Origin of the sequence: Pantoea sp. EKM20T (genome assembly GCF_011800485.1) — a bacterium.
Classification (GTDB): domain Bacteria; phylum Pseudomonadota; class Gammaproteobacteria; order Enterobacterales; family Enterobacteriaceae; genus Pantoea; species Pantoea agglomerans.
Genome location: NZ_JAALFW010000012.1, coordinates 97142 through 119513, shown reverse-complemented (window position 1 = coordinate 119513; position 22372 = coordinate 97142). Strand labels below are relative to the sequence as shown.

Below are 22372 nucleotides of genomic sequence, written 5' to 3'. Positions count from 1 at the left end.
ATGTCACAGGCGGCGATGAGAGTTCGAAACCGTGAACCGCAGGAGCGTATTCGCACCGGGCGCAGTAACGGTGCCCGACTGTTCGGCATTATTTTTCTGCTGATCGTCATCGGGATTATGGTTGCCGGCGGGCTGGTGGTACTGAAGTGGATGAACGATGCGTCCCGGCTGCCATTGTCAAAACTGGTGGTGACAGGACAGACGCACTACACCACACACGATGATATTCGTCAGGCGATTTTGTCGCTGGGTCCGCCTGGTACGTTTATGTCTCAGGATGTGGACATCCTGCAGCAGCAGATTGAGCGGCTGCCCTGGATTAAGCAGGTCAGCGTACGCAAGCAGTGGCCGGACGAACTGAAGATCCACCTTGTGGAGTACACACCGGTGGCGCGCTGGAACGATTTGCACATGGTGGATGCTGAGGGTGTTTCCTTCAGCGTACCCGCCAGTCATGTCGGCAAAGAGACAATGCCGATGTTGTACGGGCCGGAAGGGAGTGAGAAAGAGGTCCTGGCGGGCTATCACAGCATGGATGATGTGCTGAAAGCCCGGAAGTTTACTCTGAAGGTGGCGTCGATGACGGCGCGGCGTTCATGGCAGCTGGTCACCAGCGACGATGTTCGTATCGAACTGGGCCGCAGCGACACCATGAAACGACTGAATCGCTTTATTGAGCTCTACCCGGTGCTGCAACAGCAAGGTCAGAACGAGAGCAAACGTATCAGCTACGTGGATTTACGATACGACTCTGGCGCTTCTGTTGGCTGGACACCGATCGTGATGGAGCCACAGGACAGTAATCAGCAACAGAACCAGGCACAGGCTAAACAACAATGATCAAGGCAACGGACAGAAAACTGGTAGTTGGACTCGAAATCGGCACTGCGAAGGTTGCCGCCCTGGTTGGGGAAGTTCTGCCCGATGGTATGGTCAACATTATTGGGGTGGGCAGCTGCCCTTCCCGCGGTATGGATAAAGGTGGCGTAAACGACCTTGAGTCGGTGGTGAAATGCGTTCAGCGCGCCATCGATCAGGCTGAGCTGATGGCAGATTGCCAGATCTCCTCCGTCTACCTTGCTTTATCGGGCAAACATATTAGTTGTCAGAACGAAATCGGGATGGTTCCGATTTCCGAAGAGGAAGTGACTCAGGATGATGTAGAGAACGTCGTACATACCGCCAAATCGGTAAGAGTACGTGACGAGCATCGCATCCTGCACGTCATTCCTCAGGAATACGCCATCGACTATCAGGAAGGGATTAAAAATCCGGTCGGGCTTTCCGGCGTGCGTATGCAGGCGAAAGTGCATCTGATCACCTGCCACAACGATATGGCGAAGAACATCGTTAAAGCCGTTGAGCGTTGCGGGCTGAAAGTGGATCAGCTGATTTTTGCCGGTCTCGCCTCCAGTTTTGCCGTTCTGACTGAAGACGAACGTGAGCTGGGCGTGTGTGTTGTCGATATTGGTGGCGGTACAATGGACATAGCCGTATATACCGGCGGCGCTTTACGGCACACTAAGGTTATTCCGTATGCAGGCAACGTCGTTACCAGCGACATCGCCTATGCGTTTGGCACACCACCAACGGATGCTGAGGCGATCAAAGTGCGCCATGGTTGCGCGCTGGGCTCAATTGTCGGCAAAGACGAGAACGTTGAGGTGCCGAGTGTGGGCGGACGTCCACCACGTAGCCTGCAACGTCAGACGCTGGCTGAAGTGATTGAGCCGCGTTACACCGAACTTTTGAATCTGGTCAATGACGAGATTCTGCAGTTACAGGAACAACTGCGTCAGCAGGGCGTGAAGCATCACTTAGCCGCAGGCATTGTCCTGACCGGTGGTGCAGCGCAAATCGAAGGACTGGCGGCCTGTGCGCAACGCGTATTCCATACGCAGGTGCGTATCGGACAGCCGCTGAATATTACCGGCCTGACTGACTATGCGCAGGAATCGTACTACTCCACTGCCGTGGGACTGTTGCATTACGGCAAAGAGTCGCACATGAACGGTGATGCAGAGACCGAAAAACGGGTCTCAGTAGGTAACTGGTTCAAGCGTATTAACAGTTGGTTAAAAAAAGAGTTTTAATTTTTGTGAAAGGGGATCATGCTGTTTTCTTTAGTGATCTCCAGGCGACAGGCACATAACGGAGAGAAATCATGTTTGAACCTATGGAATTAACCAACGACGCGGTGATTAAAGTCATCGGCGTCGGTGGCGGCGGCGGTAACGCCGTAGAGCACATGGTACGCGAGCGTATCGAAGGTGTGGAATTCTTTGCTGTGAATACCGACGCGCAAGCGCTGCGTAAAACAGCTGTCGGCCAGACCATTCAGATCGGTAATAACATTACCAAAGGTCTGGGTGCGGGTGCGAACCCGGAAGTGGGCCGTAACTCTGCAGAAGAAGATCGCGAAGCACTGCGTTCTGCGCTGGAAGGGGCAGACATGGTCTTCATCGCAGCAGGTATGGGCGGCGGTACCGGCACCGGTGCAGCGCCTGTCGTGGCTGAAGTGGCTAAGGAGCTGGGTATCCTGACGGTGGCGGTTGTCACCAAGCCGTTCAACTTCGAAGGCAAAAAGCGCATGGCGTTTGCCGAGCAGGGGATCGCCGAACTCTCTAAGCATGTCGATTCACTGATCACCATTCCAAACGACAAGCTGCTGAAAGTGCTGGGCCGTGGTATCTCTCTGCTGGATGCGTTTGGTGCAGCTAATGACGTGCTGAAAGGCGCCGTTCAGGGTATCGCTGAGCTGATCACCCGTCCTGGCCTGATGAACGTCGACTTTGCTGACGTGCGTACCGTCATGTCCGAAATGGGCTATGCGATGATGGGTTCAGGCGTCGCGTGCGGTGAAGATCGTGCGGAAGAAGCGGCTGAAATGGCGATCTCCAGCCCACTGCTGGAAGATATCGACCTTTCTGGTGCGCGTGGCGTGCTGGTCAACATTACGGCGGGCTTCGACCTGCGTCTGGATGAGTTCGAGACCGTGGGTAACACTATCCGCGCCTTCGCCTCTGACAACGCGACCGTCGTGATCGGTACTTCACTGGATCCGGAAATGAATGACGAACTGCGCGTCACCGTGGTGGCAACCGGTATCGGCATGGACAAGCGTCCTGAAATCACCCTGGTAACCAACAAGCCAGCCAGTCAGCCAGTGATGGATCATCGCTATCAGCAGCACGGTATGTCACCGCTGCCGCAGGAGCAGAAACCTGCTGCCAAAGTCGTTAACGACCAGGCTGCGCAGTCGAACAAAGAGCCCGATTATCTTGATATTCCGGCCTTTTTACGTAAGCAGGCCGATTAGGATTAACCCTATAATTGGGATTCTCCGCTCTTTGTGCTAAAGTCTCTGTCCGCTGGTAAAGTATACTGGCGGTCGGACAGGTGATATTGCGAGATAATACGATGATCAAACAAAGGACATTAAAACGTATTGTTCAGGCGACTGGTGTCGGTTTACATACCGGCAAAAAAGTCACCCTGACATTACGCCCTGCGTCGGCTAATACCGGGGTCATCTATCGTCGCACCGACTTGAATCCACCGGTAGATTTTCCGGCTGATGCAAAATACGTGCGCGACACCATGCTGAGTACCTGCCTGGTGAATGATGAAGGCGTGCGTATTTCAACGGTTGAACACCTCAATGCCGCCCTGGCGGGTCTGGGTATCGACAACATTATTGTTGAAGTCGATGCGCCAGAAATCCCGATCATGGATGGCAGCGCAGCACCGTTTATCTATCTGCTGATGGATGCGGGCATCGAGCAGCTCAACAGCGCGAAGAAATTTGTGCGTGTTAAGCAGACCGTGCGTGTGGAAGAGGGTGACAAATGGGCCGAGATCAAACCGTTTAACGGCTTCTCGCTTGATTTCACCATCGACTTCAAACACCCGGCTATCGATTCCAGCTCACAGCGTTATGCGATGAACTTCTCTGCTGACGCCTTTGTTCGTCAAATCAGCCGGGCGCGTACATTTGGCTTTATGCGTGAAATCGAATATCTGCAGTCTAAAGGCCTGTGCCTGGGCGGTAGCTTAGATTGTGCGATAGGTCTGGATGATTTCCGCGTACTGAATGAAGAAGGCCTGCGTTTTGAGGACGAGTTTGTGCGTCACAAAATGCTGGACGCGATTGGCGACTTGTTTATGTGTGGTCACAACATCATTGGCGCATTCACTGCGTTCAAATCGGGCCACGCGCTGAACAACAAGCTGCTGCAAGCGGTTCTGGCTAAGCAGGAAGCCTGGGAATGGGCAACCTTCGAAGACGAAGCTGAACTGCCGCTGGCATTCAAAGCACCGAATCTGGTTCTGGCTTAATTACCCCGGAACGTGAAACGGCTGGTTATGCTGACACCCTCTCCGGTCAGCGGCGCCAGCCGTTTTTTATTGCCTCTTATCACACGCCTGATGACTGCGACCTCGCTCGCAAAGCGTTGTCTGTTCTGCTGATTTGCTGAACAATCACACGTGTTTTCTCTCGCCATCACTTTAATCCCAGGTGTGGATGCCCCACATTAATGATACTATCTGTGGCGCTTTTACAGGCCGAAATCCGTTGCGGCTCGCGGCGGGTACCAGAAAACAAGAGCGCAACAGAGCATGCGCGATGGAAAGGTTGTGATCGGGATTCTTCTGCGCTGGCGACAATTAGGTAGACGCTACTTCTGGCCTCATCTCCTGTTAGGGATGGTAGCGGCCAGCTTTGGCCTGCCAGCCTGTGCGCAAAGCTCCGAACTCAACGCGTCGTCTGAATCTCCGGCCAGCAGTCTCTTTCTTGGCAATGCCACACGCTTTGATCACCTGATCCGGCTGCAGGAAGCATCCCGACGCCCGAGCTTCAGCGTGGATTACTGGCATCAGCACGCCATCCGTACCGTTATTCGTCATCTCTCTTTCACGCTGGCGCCCCAGGCGCAGGCGGAGCAACAGACATTACCGCTGGCGGCACAAAAGCTGGCGCTGATCGACTCACTGCATAGTTTACTGACATCACATTCTGCGCTGCACACTGCACCGCAGCAGATCTCTACGCCGCCTCTTTTCACGGCCGTTACCCGTTCATGGGTAGAGTGGCATGCCAGCGTGCATGGCATTCGCGCCGGACCTGCCCGATTGTTCTGCTAATATTTTTGGTTTTATTCACTCTGTTAAGATTTCGCAGTCCGGAATGCTCCGGCTGAATTGAGAATATATTTACTATGTTAAGCAAAATATTAACCAAGGTTTTTGGTAGCAGTAACGATCGTACCCTGCGTCGTATGCGTAAAGTGGTGGACGTCATCAATAAGATGGAGCCCGATTTTGAGAAGCTCTCTGATGATGAACTGAAAGCGAAAACTGATCTGTTCCGCGAACGCCTGAAAAAAGGTGAATCGCTGGAAAGCCTGATCCCGGAAGCGTTCGCAACCGTGCGTGAAGCGAGTAAACGCGTGTTCGGGATGCGTCACTTCGACGTGCAGCTGATCGGCGGTATGGTGCTGAACGATCGCTGCATTGCTGAGATGCGAACCGGTGAAGGTAAAACGCTGACCGCAACGCTGCCAGCCTACCTGAATGCGCTGTCCGGCAAAGGCGTTCACGTGGTTACCGTCAACGACTATCTGGCACAGCGTGATGCGGAAAATAACCGTCCGCTGTTTGAGTTCCTGGGTTTAACCATTGGTATCAACATGTCGGGCCTGCCGGCGGTGGCAAAGCGTGAAGCTTACGCAGCAGACATCACCTACGGCACCAACAACGAATATGGCTTCGACTACCTGCGCGACAACATGGCTTTCAGCCCGGAAGAGCGTGTACAGCGTAAACTGCACTATGCGCTGGTGGATGAGGTCGACTCCATCCTGATCGATGAAGCGCGTACGCCGCTGATCATCTCTGGTCCGGCAGAAGACAGTTCTGAGCTTTACACCAAAGTGAACAAGATCATCCCTCATCTGGTGCGCCAGGATAAAGAAGATACCGAAACCCATCAGGGTGAAGGCGACTTCTGGGTCGATGAAAAAGCGCGTCAGGCTCACATGTCTGAGCGCGGTCTGGTCAAAGTGGAAGAGCTGCTGGTCAGCGAGGGCATCATGGAAGCGGGCGAGTCACTCTACTCTCCGACCAACATCATGCTGATGCACCACGTCACTGCGGCGCTGCGTGCGCACGCACTCTTTACCCGCGATGTGGATTACATCGTGAAAGATGGTGAAGTGGTGATTGTTGATGAACACACCGGCCGTACCATGCAGGGTCGTCGCTGGTCTGATGGTCTGCATCAGGCGATTGAAGCGAAAGAAGGCGTTGAGATCCAGAACGAGAACCAGACGCTGGCCTCTATCACCTTCCAGAACTACTTCCGTATTTACGAGAAGCTGGCCGGTATGACAGGTACCGCAGATACCGAAGCATTTGAATTCAGCTCCATTTATAAGCTCGACACCATTGTCGTGCCGACCAACCGTCCGATGGTGCGTAAAGATCTGGCTGACCTGGTCTACATGACCGAGAAAGAGAAGATCGATGCCATTATCGAAGATATCCGTGAGCGCACCGCCAATGGTCAGCCGGTGCTGGTGGGAACCATCTCGATTGAAAAATCAGAAGTGGTCTCTAACGAACTGACCCGTGCCGGTATCAAACATAACGTTCTGAACGCCAAATTCCACGCCCGCGAAGCGGATATCGTGGCGCAGGCTGGTCAGCCGGGTGCGGTCACTATCGCCACTAACATGGCCGGACGTGGTACAGATATTATGCTGGGCGGCAGCTGGCACGCTGAAGTGGCCGAACTGGAAGAGCCAACTGAAGCGCAAATCGAAGAGATTAAAGCGGCATGGCAGATTCGTCATGATGCGGTTCTGGCGTCAGGTGGTTTACACATCGTTGGTACTGAGCGTCACGAATCGCGTCGTATCGACAACCAGCTGCGTGGTCGTGCAGGTCGTCAGGGTGACGCCGGTTCTTCTCGCTTCTACCTGTCGATGGAAGATGCGCTGATGCGTATTTTTGCCTCAGACCGCGTCTCGAATATGATGCGTAAACTGGGCATGAAGCCAGGCGAAGCGATTGAGCATCCGTGGGTCACCAAAGCGATTGCCAATGCCCAGCGCAAAGTTGAAAGCCGTAACTTCGATATTCGTAAGCAGCTGCTGGAATATGATGATGTGGCTAATGACCAGCGTCGCGCCATCTACAGTCAGCGTAACGAGCTGCTGGATGTGTCTGACGTTAGCGAAACCATCAACAGCATTCGCCACGACGTCTACAAAGTCACCATCGATACTTACATTCCGCCGCAGTCGCTGGAGGAGATGTGGGACGTGCCAGGCCTGGAAGAGCGTCTGCGTACTGACTTTGATCTAAACCTGCCGATTGCAGAGTGGCTGGATAAAGAGCCTGACCTGCATGAAGAAGTGCTGCGTGAGCGCATCATGACCCATGCTATGGAAAGCTACGCTGAGAAAGAAGAGATCGTTGGCGCAGAGATGATGCGCAACTTCGAAAAAGGCGTGATGCTTCAGACGCTGGATTCGCTGTGGAAAGAGCATCTGGCCGCGATGGATTATCTGCGTCAGGGCATCCATCTGCGCGGCTATGCGCAGAAAGATCCGAAGCAGGAGTACAAGCGTGAATCCTTCGCCATGTTTGCCGCGATGCTTGAATCTCTTAAATATGAAGTGATCAGTACGCTGAGCAAAGTGCAGGTGCGCATGCCAGAGGAAGTTGAAGCGATGGAGCAACAACGTCGCGAAGAAGCTGAACGTCTGGCACAGCAACAGCAGCTGAGCCATGTTGAAGAGGATCTGCTGGCAGCCGCAGAGCCTGTGGCGGAGCAGAGTGGCGAACGCAAAGTCGGCCGCAACGATCCCTGCCCATGTGGTTCCGGTAAAAAGTACAAGCAGTGTCATGGCCGTATCGCCTGAGACTGAATGCTAATAAAAAAGGAGCCTCTGGCTCCTTTTTTTATGGTCTCTGCCACCCAGGCAACAGCGACTCCGCTGAGCTAAAGCGGTTAACATCCGCTACGGCATGCTCTAAAATCAGGCTTCATTCACCCATTACTACCGGATAGTCTTCATGAAGCACCTGCAGGTTGCAGTTGGCATCATTCGCAATGCCAGTAAACAAATTTTCCTTGCCCAGCGCGCGGCGACCTCTTACATGGCGAACAAGTGGGAGTTTCCTGGCGGTAAGATTGAAGCGGGCGAAAGCGCCGAACAGGGTTTGATAAGGGAACTTCAGGAAGAGACCGGGATTGAGGTCACCGAGGCACGCCCGATTGGTCATGCAGACCACAGCTATGACGATTTGCGCGTGACGTTGCATTTCTTTCTGGTTGAAGGGTGGAAAGGAGAGCCGTGGGGCAAAGAGGGTCAGCCGCAGCGTTGGGTTGATCAGCATGCGCTGGTCGCGGAGGAGTTTCCGCCCGCGAATCATCAGCTGATTGCGCGTCTGATCGCCGGCGAACTCTGAGCGGATGGGGCAGCGTGCCCCATCCGGTTCGGCTATCAGCGATCCTCTTCACTCCAGTTGTCACTGTCGTTCATATCGTCGCGGCTGGGAATGCGTTTCTCTTCTGCGGCCCACTCACCTAAATCAATGAGCTGGCAGCGCTTACTGCAAAAGGGGCGCCACGGGCTGAGTTCATCCCAGATCACATCTTTGCCGCACTGCGGACAGGCAACGGTCATCACTTCTTGCTGCATTTTTACCTCTAACAACAGGCCAGTTGAAAATTAAGGCGGGCCGGAACTTCACCACGCTCACTATCAAGCGGCATAAAACGAATGGCGTAGCGGCTTTTATGTCCGGACACCTGTGGATAGAGCGCATCCTCCAGCGACAACTGCAGTCGCAGCAGATCGGCGCCTTCGGCATTATCCTGATAAAAACCATTAAGGCTGGTCTGCACATGAAACGCGCCGGACTGGCGGATCAAATCCAGTACCATCGCCAGCGCATGATGCAGTGGCTCCAGCGTCAGCATCCAGGCTTCGACCTGCGCATCGCGTGCTTCCTGTGGCAGATGGAGCCAGATGTGCAGGCCCGGCAAATCAAAGCTGCAGCATCCACCAGGGATGCTCAGGCGCTGCCGCACCAGGGCAATCAGACGGTCCTCGCGTAGTTGCTGGCCCATACGTGGGGCATTCATTAACTGCGTCGACTGAATTTTGAGTTTATCGCGCAGGGCATTAACCAGCGTCATATCAACACCTGGCACATCAGCCCATGCACGTAACTTTTGCTGCTGACGCTCCAGCTCTTTTAACAATTCAGTACGCATATCGCCCCGCTCAAAAATGTCGAGCAGCTCGCTAATCAGGCGAAAAAAGGTCAGCGCATTAACGGTTTTATCCAGTGGGACAATTTCATCTAACTGATTGATCAAAAACTCAACCCGTAACCAGGTTCGCATTTTTTCATTCAGTGGGTGTTCAAACAGAACGGGTGTGCTCATGGTATTAATCCTGTTTCGTTGCCGCCAGCCTGAGATAGCGCTGATGGAGTTCGGCAACCTGCGGCAAGGCGTCGTCGGGCTCGCCACTGTTATCAATAATGTCATCGGCACAGGCGAGGCGCTGCTGGCGCGTCGCCTGTGCGGCAAGAATGCGTTTCGCCTGCGCGACGGAAAGATGATCACGCTGCCGGGTGCGCGCTAACTGCGTTGCCTCATCAACATCCACCACCAGTACCCGATCAGCCTGGTGCTGTAACTGATTTTCCACCAGTAGCGGCACCACCCAGAGCACATAAGGTGTGGTGGCTTCGGCGATCAATTGACGCGTCTGGGCATTAATCAGTGGATGCAGCAGCGCGTTTAACCAGCTTTTTTCTTCCGGCTGCTGAAAAATAATGTCGCGAAGCCGGCTACGATCAAGCTTCCCCTCATCAGTTACTATCGACGTGCCATAGCGCGCCTGAATGGCCTGCAAAGCGGGTGTGCCGGGTTCGACAACTTCACGTGCTATCAGGTCAGCATCAATAATTTCCACACCAGACGCTGCGAATGCCTGGGCAATCGTACTTTTACCACTGCCGATCCCCCCTGTAAGCGCGACGATATAGGGCATGTTTCTCACCTGACTTCTCTTTTCGACAGGGCTTCAGGGTAATGATCTGAATAAAAAACGCAAAAATGCGCGTCAGATCACACCGATAAACCACAATTAAATTTAACGGATTGTAGCGTAAATAAAGTGAAATTCGCAGTCTTGTCGCGCAGCGAGAGGCGCGTATCATAACGTCACTGGAGCTGTGCTTACTTCGTGAACGACGATTCATTGCCACTTACCAGGACACTGTTTATGCGTATTGAAGAAGATTTAAAACTGGGCTTTAAAGATGTCTTAATCCGCCCCAAACGCTCCACGCTGCAAAGTCGCTCACAGGTTGAGCTGGAACGCAGCTTTACCTTCAGACATTCGGGCCTGAGCTGGAGCGGCGTACCGATTATCGCCGCCAACATGGATACCGTCGGCACATTTTCAATGGCTGAGGCGCTGGCCAGCTTCAATATCCTTACAGCAGTCCATAAGCATTACAGCGTAGATGAGTGGCGCGCGTTTATTCAGCGCGTCCCCGCGACGGTATTGAAACATGTGATGGTTTCAACCGGCACCTCGGAGGCCGATCTCAATAAACTGGTCGCGATTATGGCGCTGTCAGACGATCTGCAGTTTATCTGTATCGACGTGGCCAACGGTTACTCTCAGCATTTTGTTGATTTTCTGCAGCGCGCCCGTGAAACCTTCCCGGCTAAAACCATCTGTGCCGGTAACGTGGTAACGGGCGAAATGGTGGAAGAGCTGATTCTCTCTGGCGCGGATATCGTTAAAGTCGGCATTGGCCCGGGTTCGGTCTGTACAACCCGGGTGAAAACCGGCGTGGGCTATCCGCAGCTTTCCGCTGTCATTGAATGTGCCGATGCGGCGCATGGCTTAAGCGGACAGATTGTCAGTGATGGCGGCTGTTCAGTGCCTGGCGATATTGCTAAAGCGTTTGGCGGCGGTGCCGACTTCGTGATGCTGGGTGGCATGCTGGCGGCACATGATGAGTGTGAAGGGCAGGTGGTCGAAGAGAATGGCGAAAGCTTTATGCTGTTTTACGGCATGAGTTCCGAATCGGCGATGAAGCGTCACGTTGGCGGTGTGGCGCAATATCGCGCAGCAGAAGGTAAAACGGTGAAGCTGCCATTGCGTGGCCCGGTAGCTGACACCGCGCGCGATATTCTGGGTGGACTGCGTTCCGCCTGCACCTACGTGGGCGCGGAGCGGCTGAAAGAGCTGACCAAGCGCACCACCTTTATTCGGGTTAATGAGCAGGAAAACCGCGTTTTCAACCGATAGTTATCCGGGGCGCAGCCTGCGCCCCTTAGTGCATCGCATCACCCAGCCCGAACACCGGCAGATACATCGCAATCACCAGCGTGCCAACAATGCCGCCAATCACCACCATCATCATCGGTTCCAGCGAAGCAGCCAGTGTGTCAGCGCGCTCACGGGTTTCTGCCTCATGCCATTCCGCCAGACGAGCCAGCATTAAATCCAGCGCGCCCGCCTCTTCGCCGACGCGAACCAGTTGACCGCATAATGGTGTAAACAGCGGATGATGCATCAGCGCCTGATGCAGAGGACTCCCCTGAGCAATGTGCTGCTGCAGTCCGGCCATTGCTTCCCGCCATAGCAATGATGAGAGCGTGACTTCAACGGCTGCCAGTCCCTGTAGCAAAGTTAACCCGGCGCGCTGTGTCAGATTCAGAATGGTATAGATCTGCGTCAGCTGCGTGCCACGCCATAACCCGGAAAGCAGCGGGATGCGCAGGAAAATGGCCTGTTCACGGCGCTGCCAGCCCGCAGAGCGTCGTCGTAACTGATGCCAGGCTGCCAGCATCAGCGATACGCCGATGGCTAACACCGTTCCCCACTCCTGAAGCGCGGCAGATAACTGCATTACCGCTGCCGTAAAGGCGGGCAGGGGGGCATCAAAGGAGTCATAAACGGCAACGAACTCTGGCAGAACGAACAGCAGCATGCCGCAGGTGACCGCAATCGCCACCAGCAGAATGAACAGAGGATAGCGCAGCGCCTTCGCCACCTGATGCCATAACTGCTGCTGCCGGATCTGCTGCCGGGCCAGTTCACTGCAGCAGGTATCCAGCTGACCGGTCAGTTCACCCACCTCCATCAGGGCCGGATAGAGCGCCGGAAAAATCTGCGGCCATTCGCGTAAAGCCTGAGAAAAAGGGGCGCCGCTGAGTACCCGATGATGCAGGACAAGCATCAGAGCACGCCAGCCTGCATGCGGATGGCCCTCAGCCAGCAAAGCCAGACTCTCTGCCAGCGGCAGTCCCGCTTTGAGCAGGGTTGCCAACTGACGAATCAGATCGGTTTTGTGCTGCCACTTCCACTCCCTCTGCCGCCACACTTTTTCTCGCTTCCAGCTCACCGGCAGAAGATCGCGCTGCGCCAGCATCAGCAGCAGGTTATCACTGTCGATAGCCAGTAGCTGGCCACTGACTAACTGGCCCTGGCTATCGACTGCCTGCCAGCGAAATAAAGACGCATCAGCCATCGTCCAGCCCAATTACCCGTTGCATCTCTTCCAGCGAGGTATCGCCCCGGCTTACCGCTTCCAGGCCAGAAACCAGCAGGGTGCGTAATCCCTGCTGTTTCGCCAGGCTGAGCAGATTTTCCAGCGGCATTTCGGCGGCGATCGCATTTTGCAGCCTGGCATTGATCGGCAGCAGTTCAAACAGCGCCAGCCGGCCAAAATAGCCGGAAAAACAGTGGTCGCAGCCGGGTGCCCGCCAGGTTTGCAAGGTACCGGGCCAGAGTTCCGCAGGATAGTGCGCCACTGCCTGAGCGGGCTGACGGCAGTGGGGACAGAGGCGTCGAACCAGGCGCTGAGCAACAATCAGTTTCAGCGCCGACCCCAGAAGATAACCGGGAATACCCATCTGTCGTAGCCGGGTCAGGGTCTCGGCGGTGGAGTTGGTGTGCAGCGTCGACAGCACCAGATGCCCGGTCTGTGCCGCTTTAACCGCAATCTCCGCCGTTTCAGCATCGCGGATCTCCCCAACCATGATCACATCCGGATCCTGTCTCAGCAGCGCCCGCAGCACGCGGTTAAAATCGAGGCCGTTTTTAGCATGGATCTGCGTCTGGTTAATGCCGGGCAGCGGGATCTCAATCGGATCTTCAACGCTGCACAGATTTTTTTCCGGCGTATTCAGGGCACTGAGTCCGCTATAGAGCGTAAACGTCTTGCCGCTGCCGGTAGGCCCGGTGACCAGAATCAGCCCCTGCGGCTGCGCCAGCGCGGCGCAGAACAGGCGCAACTGCGCGGCGGGTAAGCCGAGCTTATCCAGCGACAGCGCCGCGCTTTCACTCTGCAACAGCCGGACCACCGCTTTCTCACCACCGTAGATGGGTAAGGTGGCCAGGCGAAAAGAGGCAGGTTTACCGGCGATCTCCAGACTGAACTGACCATCCTGCGGTAACCGGCGTTCGGCGATATCCAGTCCGCCGAGGATCTTCAGTCGCGCCATTAGCGCAGCAGGCTGGGTGACGGGCAGGGAAGATAGAGGGTGCAATACGCCATCGATACGCAAACGCACCCGCAGGCCATCACGGCCGGGTTCGATATGGACATCAGAGGCGCGACGCTCCAGCGCCTGACGCAGGATCAGCTGTGTCGCTTCGATCGCTGATTCTGTGGGCGCCTCTTCGCGCGCCACCAGCGGTGTGTCAGCGTGCTGAAGCTGGTCGAGCCGGGCCTGCGGCCAGCATTCAATTTCAATCTGACACTGGCTGGCAAAATGGAGGGCTTCAGCCAGCCCTGGCGGCACGCTCTCCGCGACGGCAACACGCAGCTGGCTGGCATCATGGTGCAAAACCAGGGCGCGATAGCGCTGACATAATGCCGCGATCGCCTCATCAGGCTTGCTCATCGCTGGCTCCTTTATCCGCAAAGCGGAACTGCTGCAGGCAATTGTCACGCAGGCTATTGTTGCTGCTGGTGCAACTGCGTTGCCAGCTGATGCCGCCCTCGTTGCTGTCCCAGAGCGGCAGCATTTCAACACTCAGGCCATTCAGGCTCTCCTGGCCGGTCAGCGTAATGACCCCGTTGGTCACGCTCAGTCCCGAGACATAGCGCGATCCCCTGGCAGCAGGAATACCCGCTTCTCCGGCCTGACACTGCGTCGGGCCGCCGCGCTCCATGGCGCAAAGCTCAACAGCGGTTTTATAGGGCACCATGGTTTGCAGCATGTCGGTAAGGGCAGCACGCTGCAGATAATTTTGATAAGCGGGCAGGCCGATGGCACTTAAGATTGCCACAATACCCACCACAATCATCAGTTCAACCAGCGTAAATCCACGTTGATAATTCATCACATCGTCTCCGTATTAAGAAGGCGACAGGTTAAAAATCGGGGGCAGTAAAAGACAGGCAGAGATGGGCAAACTGGAAAGCGTGATGTGAACAGATTTCAGACTTACAGCGCAGTCGAAACTGCGCCGGAAGCAGGGTCGCAAAATCGCCGTGTTGAGTGACGGCGAGGCAGGCTATTTTTGTTTAAAGCGCATCGAGAGATCCAGCGCCCGCACATGTTTGGTCAGCGCGCCAACCGAAACATAGTCCACGCCGGTCAGGGCGATCTGTGGCAGGGTAGTTTCGGTGACGTTACCGGAGACCTCCAGCAACGCCCGACCCTGATTAAGTTCGACGGCGGCACGCATCGCTTCCAGGCTGAAGTTATCCAGCATCACGATATCGGCTTCCGCTTCCAGCGCCTGACGTAACTCCTCCAGCGATTCCACCTCAACTTCAACCGGCACATCGGGCTGCAACCATTGCGCTCTTTCCACTGCCTGCCGAATCGAACCGCTGGCAATAATATGGTTCTCTTTGATGAGATAAGCGTCAGAGAGGCCCAGCCGATGGTTGCTGCCACCGCCGCACAACACGGCATATTTCAGCGCAGTCCGCAGTCCGGGAAGGGTTTTACGCGTGTCCAGCAGTTGCGTCTGTCTTCCCGCCAGCAGCGCGACATAGCGGCTGACTTCGGTAGCAACGCCTGAGAGCGTCTGCACAAAATTAAGCGCCGTTCGCTCGGCGGTCAGCAGCAGCCGGGCAGGCCCCTCGATTTCAAACAGCAGCTGGTCAGCCTCGATCTGATCACCATCTTCGACATGCCAGATCAGGGTCGCGTGTGAGCCGAGCTGAATGAACACCTCTTCAACCCAGCGTTTACCACAGAAAACACCGGCTTCGCGGGTGATGACCTGCGCATCGGCCTGGGTATCGGCGGGTAACAGCTGCGCGGTGATATCGCGGTCAGCGTCGATCTCGCCCCCGAGATCCTCTTTTAACGCCAGCGCAACGCTATCCGGAATGTCACTTTCAATGCGTTTAATCAGCGCCTGACGACGGCTGTCGGGATCATAACCACGGGATGACATAGGCGTTTTACTCCTGAAAGGGGAATGACAGAGGCGGTCACAATAGCCTGAACCGCCATTCGGTTCCAGCAACAGATAGCATTTTGTTTAGTATCCTTAACACGCAGTGCGTGAATGTCATCAGACCGGCACACTAAGAAGCAAGAATCCTTTATTATTCATGCTATTCTCAGCCAGTGAAATAAGGAAAACCGCTATGAAAATCAAACAGGGCTGGCTGACCCGCGTGCGTCATGTGCCGTCGCCGCATTGCAACGAACGCCCTGATAATGAGGCACCTTCACTGCTGGTGATCCACAATATCAGCCTGCCACCCGGTGAATTTGGCGGGCCATGGATCGATAAACTGTTCACCGGCACCTTACCGCCCGATGCCCATCCCTATTTTGCGGATATCGCCGCGCTGAAAGTGGCGGCACACTGCCTGATTCGCCGTGACGGGGAGATCGTGCAGTATGTCCCCTTTGATAAACGCGCCTGGCATGCAGGCATTTCGCAGTTCGAAGGACGTGAGAACTGCAACGATTTCTCCATAGGCATCGAACTGGAAGGGACAGACAGTGAGCCTTATAGCGAGGCGCAATATCGGGCCTTGCAGCAGGTGACGCAATTACTGCTGCAACACTATCCGTTAACGCCGGCACGTATCACGGGGCACAGTGACATCGCACCGGTACGCAAAACCGATCCCGGACCTGCTTTTGACTGGGACTACTACAAACAGCTGTTAACGCAGCAAAAATCCTGATTTTTGCGGAGTCAGTATGACGTTGTTTACCTTGTTGTTGGTTTTAGGCTGGGAGCGCCTGTTTAAACTGGGCGAGCACTGGCAGCTCGAACACCGGCTGGAGCCGATCTTTCGCCAGCGCCACCATTTCTCAATGATGCGTACCCTGCTGATGACCGTGCTGGCGATGGCGCTGACCGCGATGGTGATCTGGAGTCTGAAAGGGCTGCTGTTTGGCGTGCTGCAACTGCTCTTCTGGATTGTTGCCGGACTGCTCTGTATCGGTGCCGGGTCGGTGCGACAGCACTACCACAGCTACCTGAAAGCGGCCAGTCATGATGACGACGCTGCGCATCAGGCGATGGCGGCTGAACTGACGCTGATTCATGGCGTGCCGGTGGAATGCAGCGAGCGCGAGTTCCTGCGTGAGCTGCAGAATGCCCTGATCTGGATAAACTTCCGTTTCTACCTTGCGCCAATGTTCTGGCTGGTGGTAGGCGGTCCGTGGGGGCCGGTGCTGCTGGTGGGTTACGCTTTTCTGCGGGCCTGGCAAGGCTGGCTGGCAAAGCACGGAACACCGATGGCGCGTTCACAATCTGGCGTGGATGCCATTCTGCATCTTCTCGACTGGATCCCGGTGCGGCTGGCGGGTGTGGCTTACGCCCTGCTGGGTCATGGCGAAAAAGCGCTGCCCGCCTGGTTTGCTTCGCTGACCGATCGGCATCGTTCTCAGTATCAGGTGCTGACGACTCTGGCGCAGTTCTCACTGTCACGCGATCCGCACACCGATAAAGTCGAAACGCCACGGGTTGCCGTGGCGTTAGCGAAACGTACCTCACTGGTACTGGTGGTCGCTGTCGCGTTGCTGACGATTTACGGCACGCTGGTGTAATCGGCAGGCGGCACGCCGAAATCAGGCGTGCCATCTTCCCGCCAGCTGAAATATTTCAGTCGGGTATGGCGGTTCGGATCCCATAACGGATCGCCTTCAATTTCAGTGTAGTTACGCGCGTGGTATACCAGCACGTCGCGTCCCGCCTCATCCTGGGTAAAACTGTTGTGACCCGGTCCATACTGATGGTTGTCCCAGCTGGAGACAAATACCGGCCGTGCAGACTTTTGCCATGCGGCGACATCAAGCGGATCGGCATCAACGTCAATCGACAGTATCCCCAGACAGTAATTCTCATCGGTGGCGCTGGCAGAGTAGGTCACAAACAGCCGATCCCCGTGACGAATAACCGCCGGTCCTTCATTAACGCTAAAGCCTGCGCACTCCCACTCATATTCTGGCCGGCTCAGCATCACCGGCGTGCCTTTCAGCGTCCAGGGATTAAGCAGCTCAGCCAGATAGAGGTTAGAGTTGCCGGGAATCAATGGATCTTTCTGCGCCCAGAGATACCAGTTTTTACCCTGATGCACGAAGTGGGTGGCATCCAGTGAGAAGCTGTCAAACTGGCTGAACACCCGGCGGCAGGGCTGCCATTCCCCCTGCAGCGGATCTTCCGCCTCACACACCAGCGCATACATCCGGTGCTGAAACAGTCCCTCTTTGATTTCACGCGTCGGTGCTGCCGCGAAATAGATGACCCACTGTCCGTCAATGTAGTGCAGCTCAGGTGCCCAGATTAACTCGCTAAAGGGGCCGCTCTCGGGCTTGCGCCAGACGACTACAGGCTCGGCGCTGCGCAGGCCAGCCAGCGTCGTGGCGCGACGGATCTCCAGCCGGTCATACTCTGGCACCGATGCTACAAAGTAATAGAACTGTTCATGGCGCAGGATAAAGGGGTCGGCACGCTGCTCGATAAAAGGATTCGGCAAGATTGCGGTCATTTAACATCTCCGGTTGGCGTGACAACACCGTCGCGCAGGCGAACGGTGTGTAACTCATGGAAGTTTTCGCGGCGCAGCGCGAGATCCTGCTGGATGGTAATCATCATTTTGCGGTCGACCTTCATCAGTCGTACCACACCTGCGGTAATCAGATAGCCGACGCCAGGAATAATGGTGAACAGCAGCATGATGCCGTTAATCGCCTCAGGTGACTGCTGCTTAGCACCTGCATTGTAGCCATAGATCGACAGCAGAAAGCCGACCATCGCACCGGCAACCGCCAGTCCCACCTTGAGGAAGAACAGGTTGCCGGAGAAGCTGATGCCGGTGATGCGTTTGCCGGTTTTCCATTCGCCGTAGTCATCCACATCGGCCATCAGTGACCAGTGCAGCGGAGAGGGGATCTGATGCAGGATATTCAGCACAAAGTAGGCGATCACGACCATCACGGTGGCGTGGGGATCGATCCAGTAGAAACCGCTGGAGAAGAGTGCCAGCGCGATATTGGTCCAGAAGAAGACTTTGAGTTTGCACCAGCGATCGGTGAGTAGTTTCGCCAGCGTGCTGCCGACCATCATGCCAATCACACCCAGGCTGATAAACAGCGTGGCGAAGTGCGTTGACTGGCCCATGACCCAGGTCACGTAATACATGGTGGCCGCCATGCGGATGAAGCCGGGACAGACGTTACAGAAGGTCAGCAGCAGAATGCGTACCCACTGATCATTCTTCCAGACGTCACGCAGATCTTTTTTCAGGTCATCATTGCTCGGCACGGCAGGGCGGATACGTTCACGTACCGTGGCAAAGCAGAACAGAAACATCGCCAGGCCAATGGTTGCCAGTACCGCCATCGCCATCTGATAGCCGCGCGCTTTGTCTTCGCCACCGAACCACTCTGCCATCGGCAGCAGGGACAGGGAGAGTATCAGCGTAGCGATGCCGACCATGACAAAGCGATAAGACTGGCAGGAGACGCGCTCACCGGGATCGTTGGTAATCACGCCGCCCAGAGAGCAGTAAGGAATGTTAATCGCCGTATAGGTCAGCGACATCAGGAAGTAGGTGACGAAGGCCCAGATCACCTTGTTGTGATAGGTCCAGTCTGGCGTGGTGAACATCAATACGCTGAACACGACGTAAGGTACGGAAACCCACAGCAGCCAGGGACGAAAGCGACCCCAGCGACTCTGGGTGCGATCGGCGATCGCGCCCATAATCGGATCGGTTACCGCATCGAGCACTCTGACCGAGAGCAGCAGGGTTCCCACCAGCGCCGGGGCCAGGCCGAAAACGTCGGTATAGAAGTAGTTCAGGAACAGCATGATGGCACCGCCAATCATGTTGCATCCGGCATCGCCCATGCCATATCCCAGTTTTTCCCGAAACGGGAGGGCTGTACCTTTCATGGTTTTCTCCTGCGCATCCAGTGTGAACAGGAATTATTGGCAGGAAATCAGCGAGATGAACGGGAGTAATTCGTTATGAAGATGGACAAAACAGTTGCGGGGAGAGAAGTGTGAACTGGATCGGGGCAGTTGAGACGGACAGAGAGGCGCGGGTGACGTGCTGCAACCCCGCAGGAGGTCGCAGCACGTGGTAAAGCATCAGGCTTTCTGTGTCTGGTTCTTGATAAAGTAACCCACGCCCAGAATCACCAGCCAGACCGGAATCAGCCAGACAGAGATCGCCATGCCCGGCGTGGTCGCCATCAGTACCAGAATCGCCGCCAGGAAAATCAGGCAAATCCAGTTACCGGCCGGATAGAGCAGCGCTTTAAAGCGGGTGGTTACGCCCTGCTTATCTTTCTTACGACGGAACTTAAGGTGCGCCAGGCTGATCATCGCCCAGTTGATCACCAGCGCAGAGACGACCAGCGACATCAGCAGGCCAAACGCTTCACCCGGCATCAGATAGTTGATCAGCACACACAGCGCAGTGGCGACAGCAGAGACCAGAATCGTTAATACCGGCACACCGCGACGGTCGACCTTCAGCAGCGCTTTCGGCGCATTACCCTGCTGTGCCAGACCAAACAGCATACGGCTGTTACAGTAAACGCAGCTGTTATAGACCGATAGCGCCGCTGTCAGGATGACCACGTTGAGCGCATTCGCTACCATGGCATCGCCCAGCTCGTGGAAGATAAAGACAAACGGGCTGACTTCTGACGTGACACGCGTCCACGGCATCAGTGACAGCAGCACCGCCAGCGAACCAATATAGAAAATCAGAATACGCCACAGCACCTGGTTGGTCGCTTTTGGAATGCTCACTTCCGGGTTATCGGCTTCAGCGGCGGTGATACCCACCAGCTCCAGGCCACCAAAGGAGAACATGATAATCGCCATGACCATCACCAGACCGCCGATGCCATGCGGGAAAAATCCGCCCTGTTCCCACAGGTTGCGCACGGTAGCCTGCGGACCCGCGTGACCGCTGAACAGCAACCAGCCTCCGAACAGGATCATGCCAATCACCGCAACCACTTTAACGATGGCGAACCAGAACTCCATCTCACCAAACACTTTCACGTTGGTCAGGTTGATAGCGTTAATCATCACGAAGAAGATGGCAGCCGAAGCCCAGGTCGGAAAGTCTGGCCACCAGAACTGGACATATTTGCCAACGGCGGTGAGTTCCGCCATGGCGACCAGCACATAGAGCACCCAGTAGTTCCAGCCCGAGGCGAAGCCTGCAAAGTTGCCCCAGTATTTATACGCGAAGTGGCTGAAGCTGCCGGCGACCGGCTCTTCCACGACCATTTCACCTAACTGACGCATGATTAAAAAGGCAATAAAACCGGCAATTGCATAGCCCAGAATTACGGCCGGTCCGGCGGATTCAATGACCGATGCACTGCCCAGAAACAGGCCGGTTCCCACTGCACCACCCAGCGCGATGAGCTGAATATGGCGGTTCTTGAGACCACGTTTCAGCGCTTCGCCTTGCTGTTGTTCCATACAAACCTCGTGATGTTTTTATTCTTCGTTCGCAGCGCAGGACGCTGTAATGAAGTAGTTACAATAACGTATTGATTATTTTACGGTATCTGGCGTGCTGAATAGTGCCATCTGCTACCCTGGCGACAAGAATAGTGATAAGCGAATCGCTTTGCACCTGCTTTCGCCTTTCGTGCTGAGAGTTGACTGAAAAAACGCCGTCCTGGTCACGTCTGCCCACAGCAACTTCTGCCATGAAATTCCGTTAATGACGAATAGCTTTCACTTATGTCTGCCGCTGCGCTAACGCGCTAAGCGGGTGTAAGGTTTGGTAAAAGTGAAATTATTTAACATTTGCGGTAACGCGAATTTTTCATTTTTTTAACCGCAAGTTAGCGCCAGCACAGGCTTTGGGGGCAGGTGAATGTCGCAGACACCATATAGACACAAGGTGAATACTTTGTTACTTTACCGGCACCTCTTTGCAATTGGTATTACCAATTTACTCCGGACGATTGGCTTAATAAGAAGGGATGATGGCTTACAGTAAGATTCGCCAACCTAAGCTCTCCGACGCTATCGAGCAACAGCTCGAATCGCTGATTATGGAAGGAACTCTGCGTCCGGGAGAGAAGCTGCTGCCTGAGCGCGAACTCGCCAAACAATTCGATGTCTCACGTCCGTCTCTCCGCGAAGCGATCCAGCGCTTAGAAGCCAAAGGATTATTGCTGCGCCGACAGGGTGGCGGAACGTTCGTGCAGGAGAATCTCTGGCAAAGCTTAAGCGATCCACTCGTTGAGCTTCTCGCCGACCATCCGGAATCACAGTTTGATCTGCTGGAAACGCGCCATGCCTTAGAAGGCATCGCCGCCTATTACGCGGCGCTGCGCGGCACAGAGGAAGACCTGCTGCGCATTCGCGACTGCCATGTGAATATCCAGCAGGCGCAGGACAGCGGCGATTTAGACGCCGAAGCGGACGCAGTGATGCAGTATCAGATCGCTGTCACAGAAGCGGCCCATAATGTTGTGCTTTTACATTTGCTACGCTCAATGGGCCCTATGCTGGAACAAAACGTTCGCCAGAATTTCGAATTGCTCTACTCGCGCCGGGAAATGCTGGCAAAAGTGAGCGGTCACCGCGCCAGAATCTTTGAGGCGATTGTGGCTCGTGAGCCAGAAAAAGCGCGCGAGGCTTCACACCGTCACCTGGCGTTCATAGAGGAAATCTTGCTGGACAGAAGTCGGGAGCAGAGCCGTCGAGAACGCTCCCTGCGTCGTTTACAGCAACGTAAGGAATAACGTGCGACAAAGATCGTACGGACATGTGCGACGAGCCTGCCTGCATCTGCTTTAACAGGCTCCCGATTATTCAACGTATTAGACACAGATAAGGAACACACC

General features: G+C 55.1%; 21 protein-coding genes. 11 read left to right on the top strand and 10 right to left on the bottom strand.

Annotated features, from left to right (window positions below):
• The 7 genes from ftsQ (at nt 1) to mutT (ending at nt 8478) form a co-directional block, all read left to right on the top strand.
• A complete protein-coding gene (ftsQ, locus tag HFD94_RS18765; RefSeq protein ID WP_010253887.1) occupies nt 1-840 on the top strand; it encodes a cell division protein FtsQ in 840 nt (279 codons plus the stop codon).
• The gene (gene ftsA, locus HFD94_RS18760) at nt 837-2093 is read left to right on the top strand and encodes a cell division protein FtsA (protein ID WP_010253890.1); all 1257 of its coding nucleotides are present in this window, start codon (nt 837-839) and stop codon (nt 2091-2093) included. Before ftsQ ends, ftsA begins: the two co-directional genes overlap by 4 nt.
• A 71-nt stretch (nt 2094-2164) precedes the next feature.
• Entirely contained in the window at nt 2165-3319 is a 1155-nt protein-coding gene (ftsZ, locus tag HFD94_RS18755; protein ID WP_010253892.1) for a cell division protein FtsZ, read from the top strand.
• Between the two features lie 101 nt (nt 3320-3420).
• Complete coding sequence (lpxC, locus tag HFD94_RS18750) at nt 3421-4338, top strand: UDP-3-O-acyl-N-acetylglucosamine deacetylase (protein ID WP_010253894.1); 918 nt, start codon at nt 3421-3423, stop codon at nt 4336-4338.
• A gap of 300 nt (nt 4339-4638) precedes the next feature.
• Nucleotides 4639-5145: a secA translation cis-regulator SecM gene (gene secM, locus HFD94_RS18745; protein WP_323054595.1), complete on the top strand. Its 507-nt coding sequence runs from the start codon at nt 4639-4641 to the stop codon at nt 5143-5145.
• 74 nt (nt 5146-5219) lie between these two features.
• Nucleotides 5220-7928 carry a preprotein translocase subunit SecA gene (gene secA, locus HFD94_RS18740; RefSeq protein ID WP_010671827.1) on the top strand — a complete coding sequence of 903 codons (2709 nt, stop codon included), beginning with the start codon at nt 5220-5222 and terminating at the stop codon, nt 7926-7928.
• Nucleotides 7929-8082: 154 nt separating this feature from the next.
• Entirely contained in the window at nt 8083-8478 is a 396-nt protein-coding gene (gene mutT / locus HFD94_RS18735) for an 8-oxo-dGTP diphosphatase MutT (protein ID WP_010253900.1), read from the top strand.
• A gap of 35 nt (nt 8479-8513) precedes the next feature.
• Here the strand turns inward: mutT and yacG are convergent, their stop codons facing one another.
• From yacG to coaE, 3 genes are read right to left on the bottom strand one after another with little or no spacing between them, the layout of a single operon-like run.
• A complete protein-coding gene (yacG, locus tag HFD94_RS18730; RefSeq protein WP_010253903.1) occupies nt 8514-8711 on the bottom strand; it encodes a DNA gyrase inhibitor YacG in 198 nt (65 codons plus the stop codon).
• Nucleotides 8712-8719: 8 nt separating this feature from the next.
• The gene (gene zapD, locus HFD94_RS18725) at nt 8720-9463 is read right to left on the bottom strand and encodes a cell division protein ZapD (RefSeq protein WP_167433381.1); all 744 of its coding nucleotides are present in this window, start codon (nt 9461-9463) and stop codon (nt 8720-8722) included.
• A 4-nt stretch (nt 9464-9467) separates the two neighbouring features.
• On the bottom strand, nt 9468-10076 hold the full coding sequence (coaE, locus tag HFD94_RS18720; protein WP_167433380.1) for a dephospho-CoA kinase: 609 nt from the start codon (nt 10074-10076) through the stop codon (nt 9468-9470).
• 234 nt (nt 10077-10310) lie between these two features.
• On the opposite strand from coaE, the gene HFD94_RS18715 reads away from it, so the two are divergent.
• Nucleotides 10311-11351 (top strand): GMP reductase, encoded by a 1041-nt coding sequence (locus HFD94_RS18715; protein ID WP_010671832.1) that lies wholly within the window; start codon nt 10311-10313, stop codon nt 11349-11351.
• A gap of 25 nt (nt 11352-11376) precedes the next feature.
• Here the strand turns inward: HFD94_RS18715 and hofC are convergent, their stop codons facing one another.
• From hofC to nadC, 4 genes are all read right to left on the bottom strand, one after another.
• On the bottom strand, nt 11377-12576 hold the full coding sequence (gene hofC / locus HFD94_RS18710; RefSeq protein ID WP_167433379.1) for a protein transport protein HofC: 1200 nt from the start codon (nt 12574-12576) through the stop codon (nt 11377-11379).
• A complete protein-coding gene (gene gspE, locus HFD94_RS18705) occupies nt 12569-13954 on the bottom strand; it encodes a type II secretion system protein GspE (protein ID WP_167433378.1) in 1386 nt (461 codons plus the stop codon). The genes hofC and gspE overlap by 8 nt, the downstream gene beginning before the upstream one ends.
• A complete protein-coding gene (gene ppdD / locus HFD94_RS18700; RefSeq protein ID WP_033787372.1) occupies nt 13941-14396 on the bottom strand; it encodes a prepilin peptidase-dependent pilin in 456 nt (151 codons plus the stop codon). Before ppdD ends, gspE begins: the two co-directional genes overlap by 14 nt.
• A 174-nt stretch (nt 14397-14570) precedes the next feature.
• Nucleotides 14571-15467, bottom strand: coding sequence for a carboxylating nicotinate-nucleotide diphosphorylase (gene nadC, locus HFD94_RS18695; RefSeq protein ID WP_167433377.1), 897 nt, complete (start codon nt 15465-15467; stop codon nt 14571-14573).
• Nucleotides 15468-15663: 196 nt separating this feature from the next.
• Here nadC and ampD point away from each other — a divergent pair, with 196 nt between their 5' ends.
• Complete coding sequence (gene ampD / locus HFD94_RS18690; protein ID WP_010671836.1) at nt 15664-16215, top strand: 1,6-anhydro-N-acetylmuramyl-L-alanine amidase AmpD; 552 nt, start codon at nt 15664-15666, stop codon at nt 16213-16215.
• A 16-nt stretch (nt 16216-16231) separates the two neighbouring features.
• A complete protein-coding gene (gene ampE / locus HFD94_RS18685) occupies nt 16232-17086 on the top strand; it encodes a beta-lactamase regulator AmpE (protein WP_167433376.1) in 855 nt (284 codons plus the stop codon).
• Here the strand turns inward: ampE and HFD94_RS18680 are convergent.
• The 3 genes from HFD94_RS18680 to aroP all read right to left on the bottom strand — a co-directional run bounded on the left by HFD94_RS18680 (nt 17068) and on the right by aroP (nt 20990).
• The gene (locus tag HFD94_RS18680) at nt 17068-18027 is read right to left on the bottom strand and encodes a family 43 glycosylhydrolase (RefSeq protein WP_167433375.1); all 960 of its coding nucleotides are present in this window, start codon (nt 18025-18027) and stop codon (nt 17068-17070) included. The genes ampE and HFD94_RS18680 overlap by 19 nt on opposite strands.
• Nucleotides 18024-19436 carry a glycoside-pentoside-hexuronide (GPH):cation symporter gene (locus HFD94_RS18675; RefSeq protein ID WP_061703635.1) on the bottom strand — a complete coding sequence of 471 codons (1413 nt, stop codon included), beginning with the start codon at nt 19434-19436 and terminating at the stop codon, nt 18024-18026. Before HFD94_RS18675 ends, HFD94_RS18680 begins: the two co-directional genes overlap by 4 nt.
• A gap of 198 nt (nt 19437-19634) precedes the next feature.
• Nucleotides 19635-20990, bottom strand: a complete 1356-nt coding sequence (gene aroP / locus HFD94_RS18670) for an aromatic amino acid transporter AroP (RefSeq protein WP_033756570.1) — start codon at nt 20988-20990, stop codon at nt 19635-19637.
• Between the two features lie 515 nt (nt 20991-21505).
• On the opposite strand from aroP, the gene pdhR reads away from it, so the two are divergent.
• Nucleotides 21506-22270 (top strand): pyruvate dehydrogenase complex transcriptional repressor PdhR, encoded by a 765-nt coding sequence (gene pdhR / locus HFD94_RS18665; protein WP_010253942.1) that lies wholly within the window; start codon nt 21506-21508, stop codon nt 22268-22270.
• Nucleotides 22271-22372 lie beyond the last annotated feature (102 nt).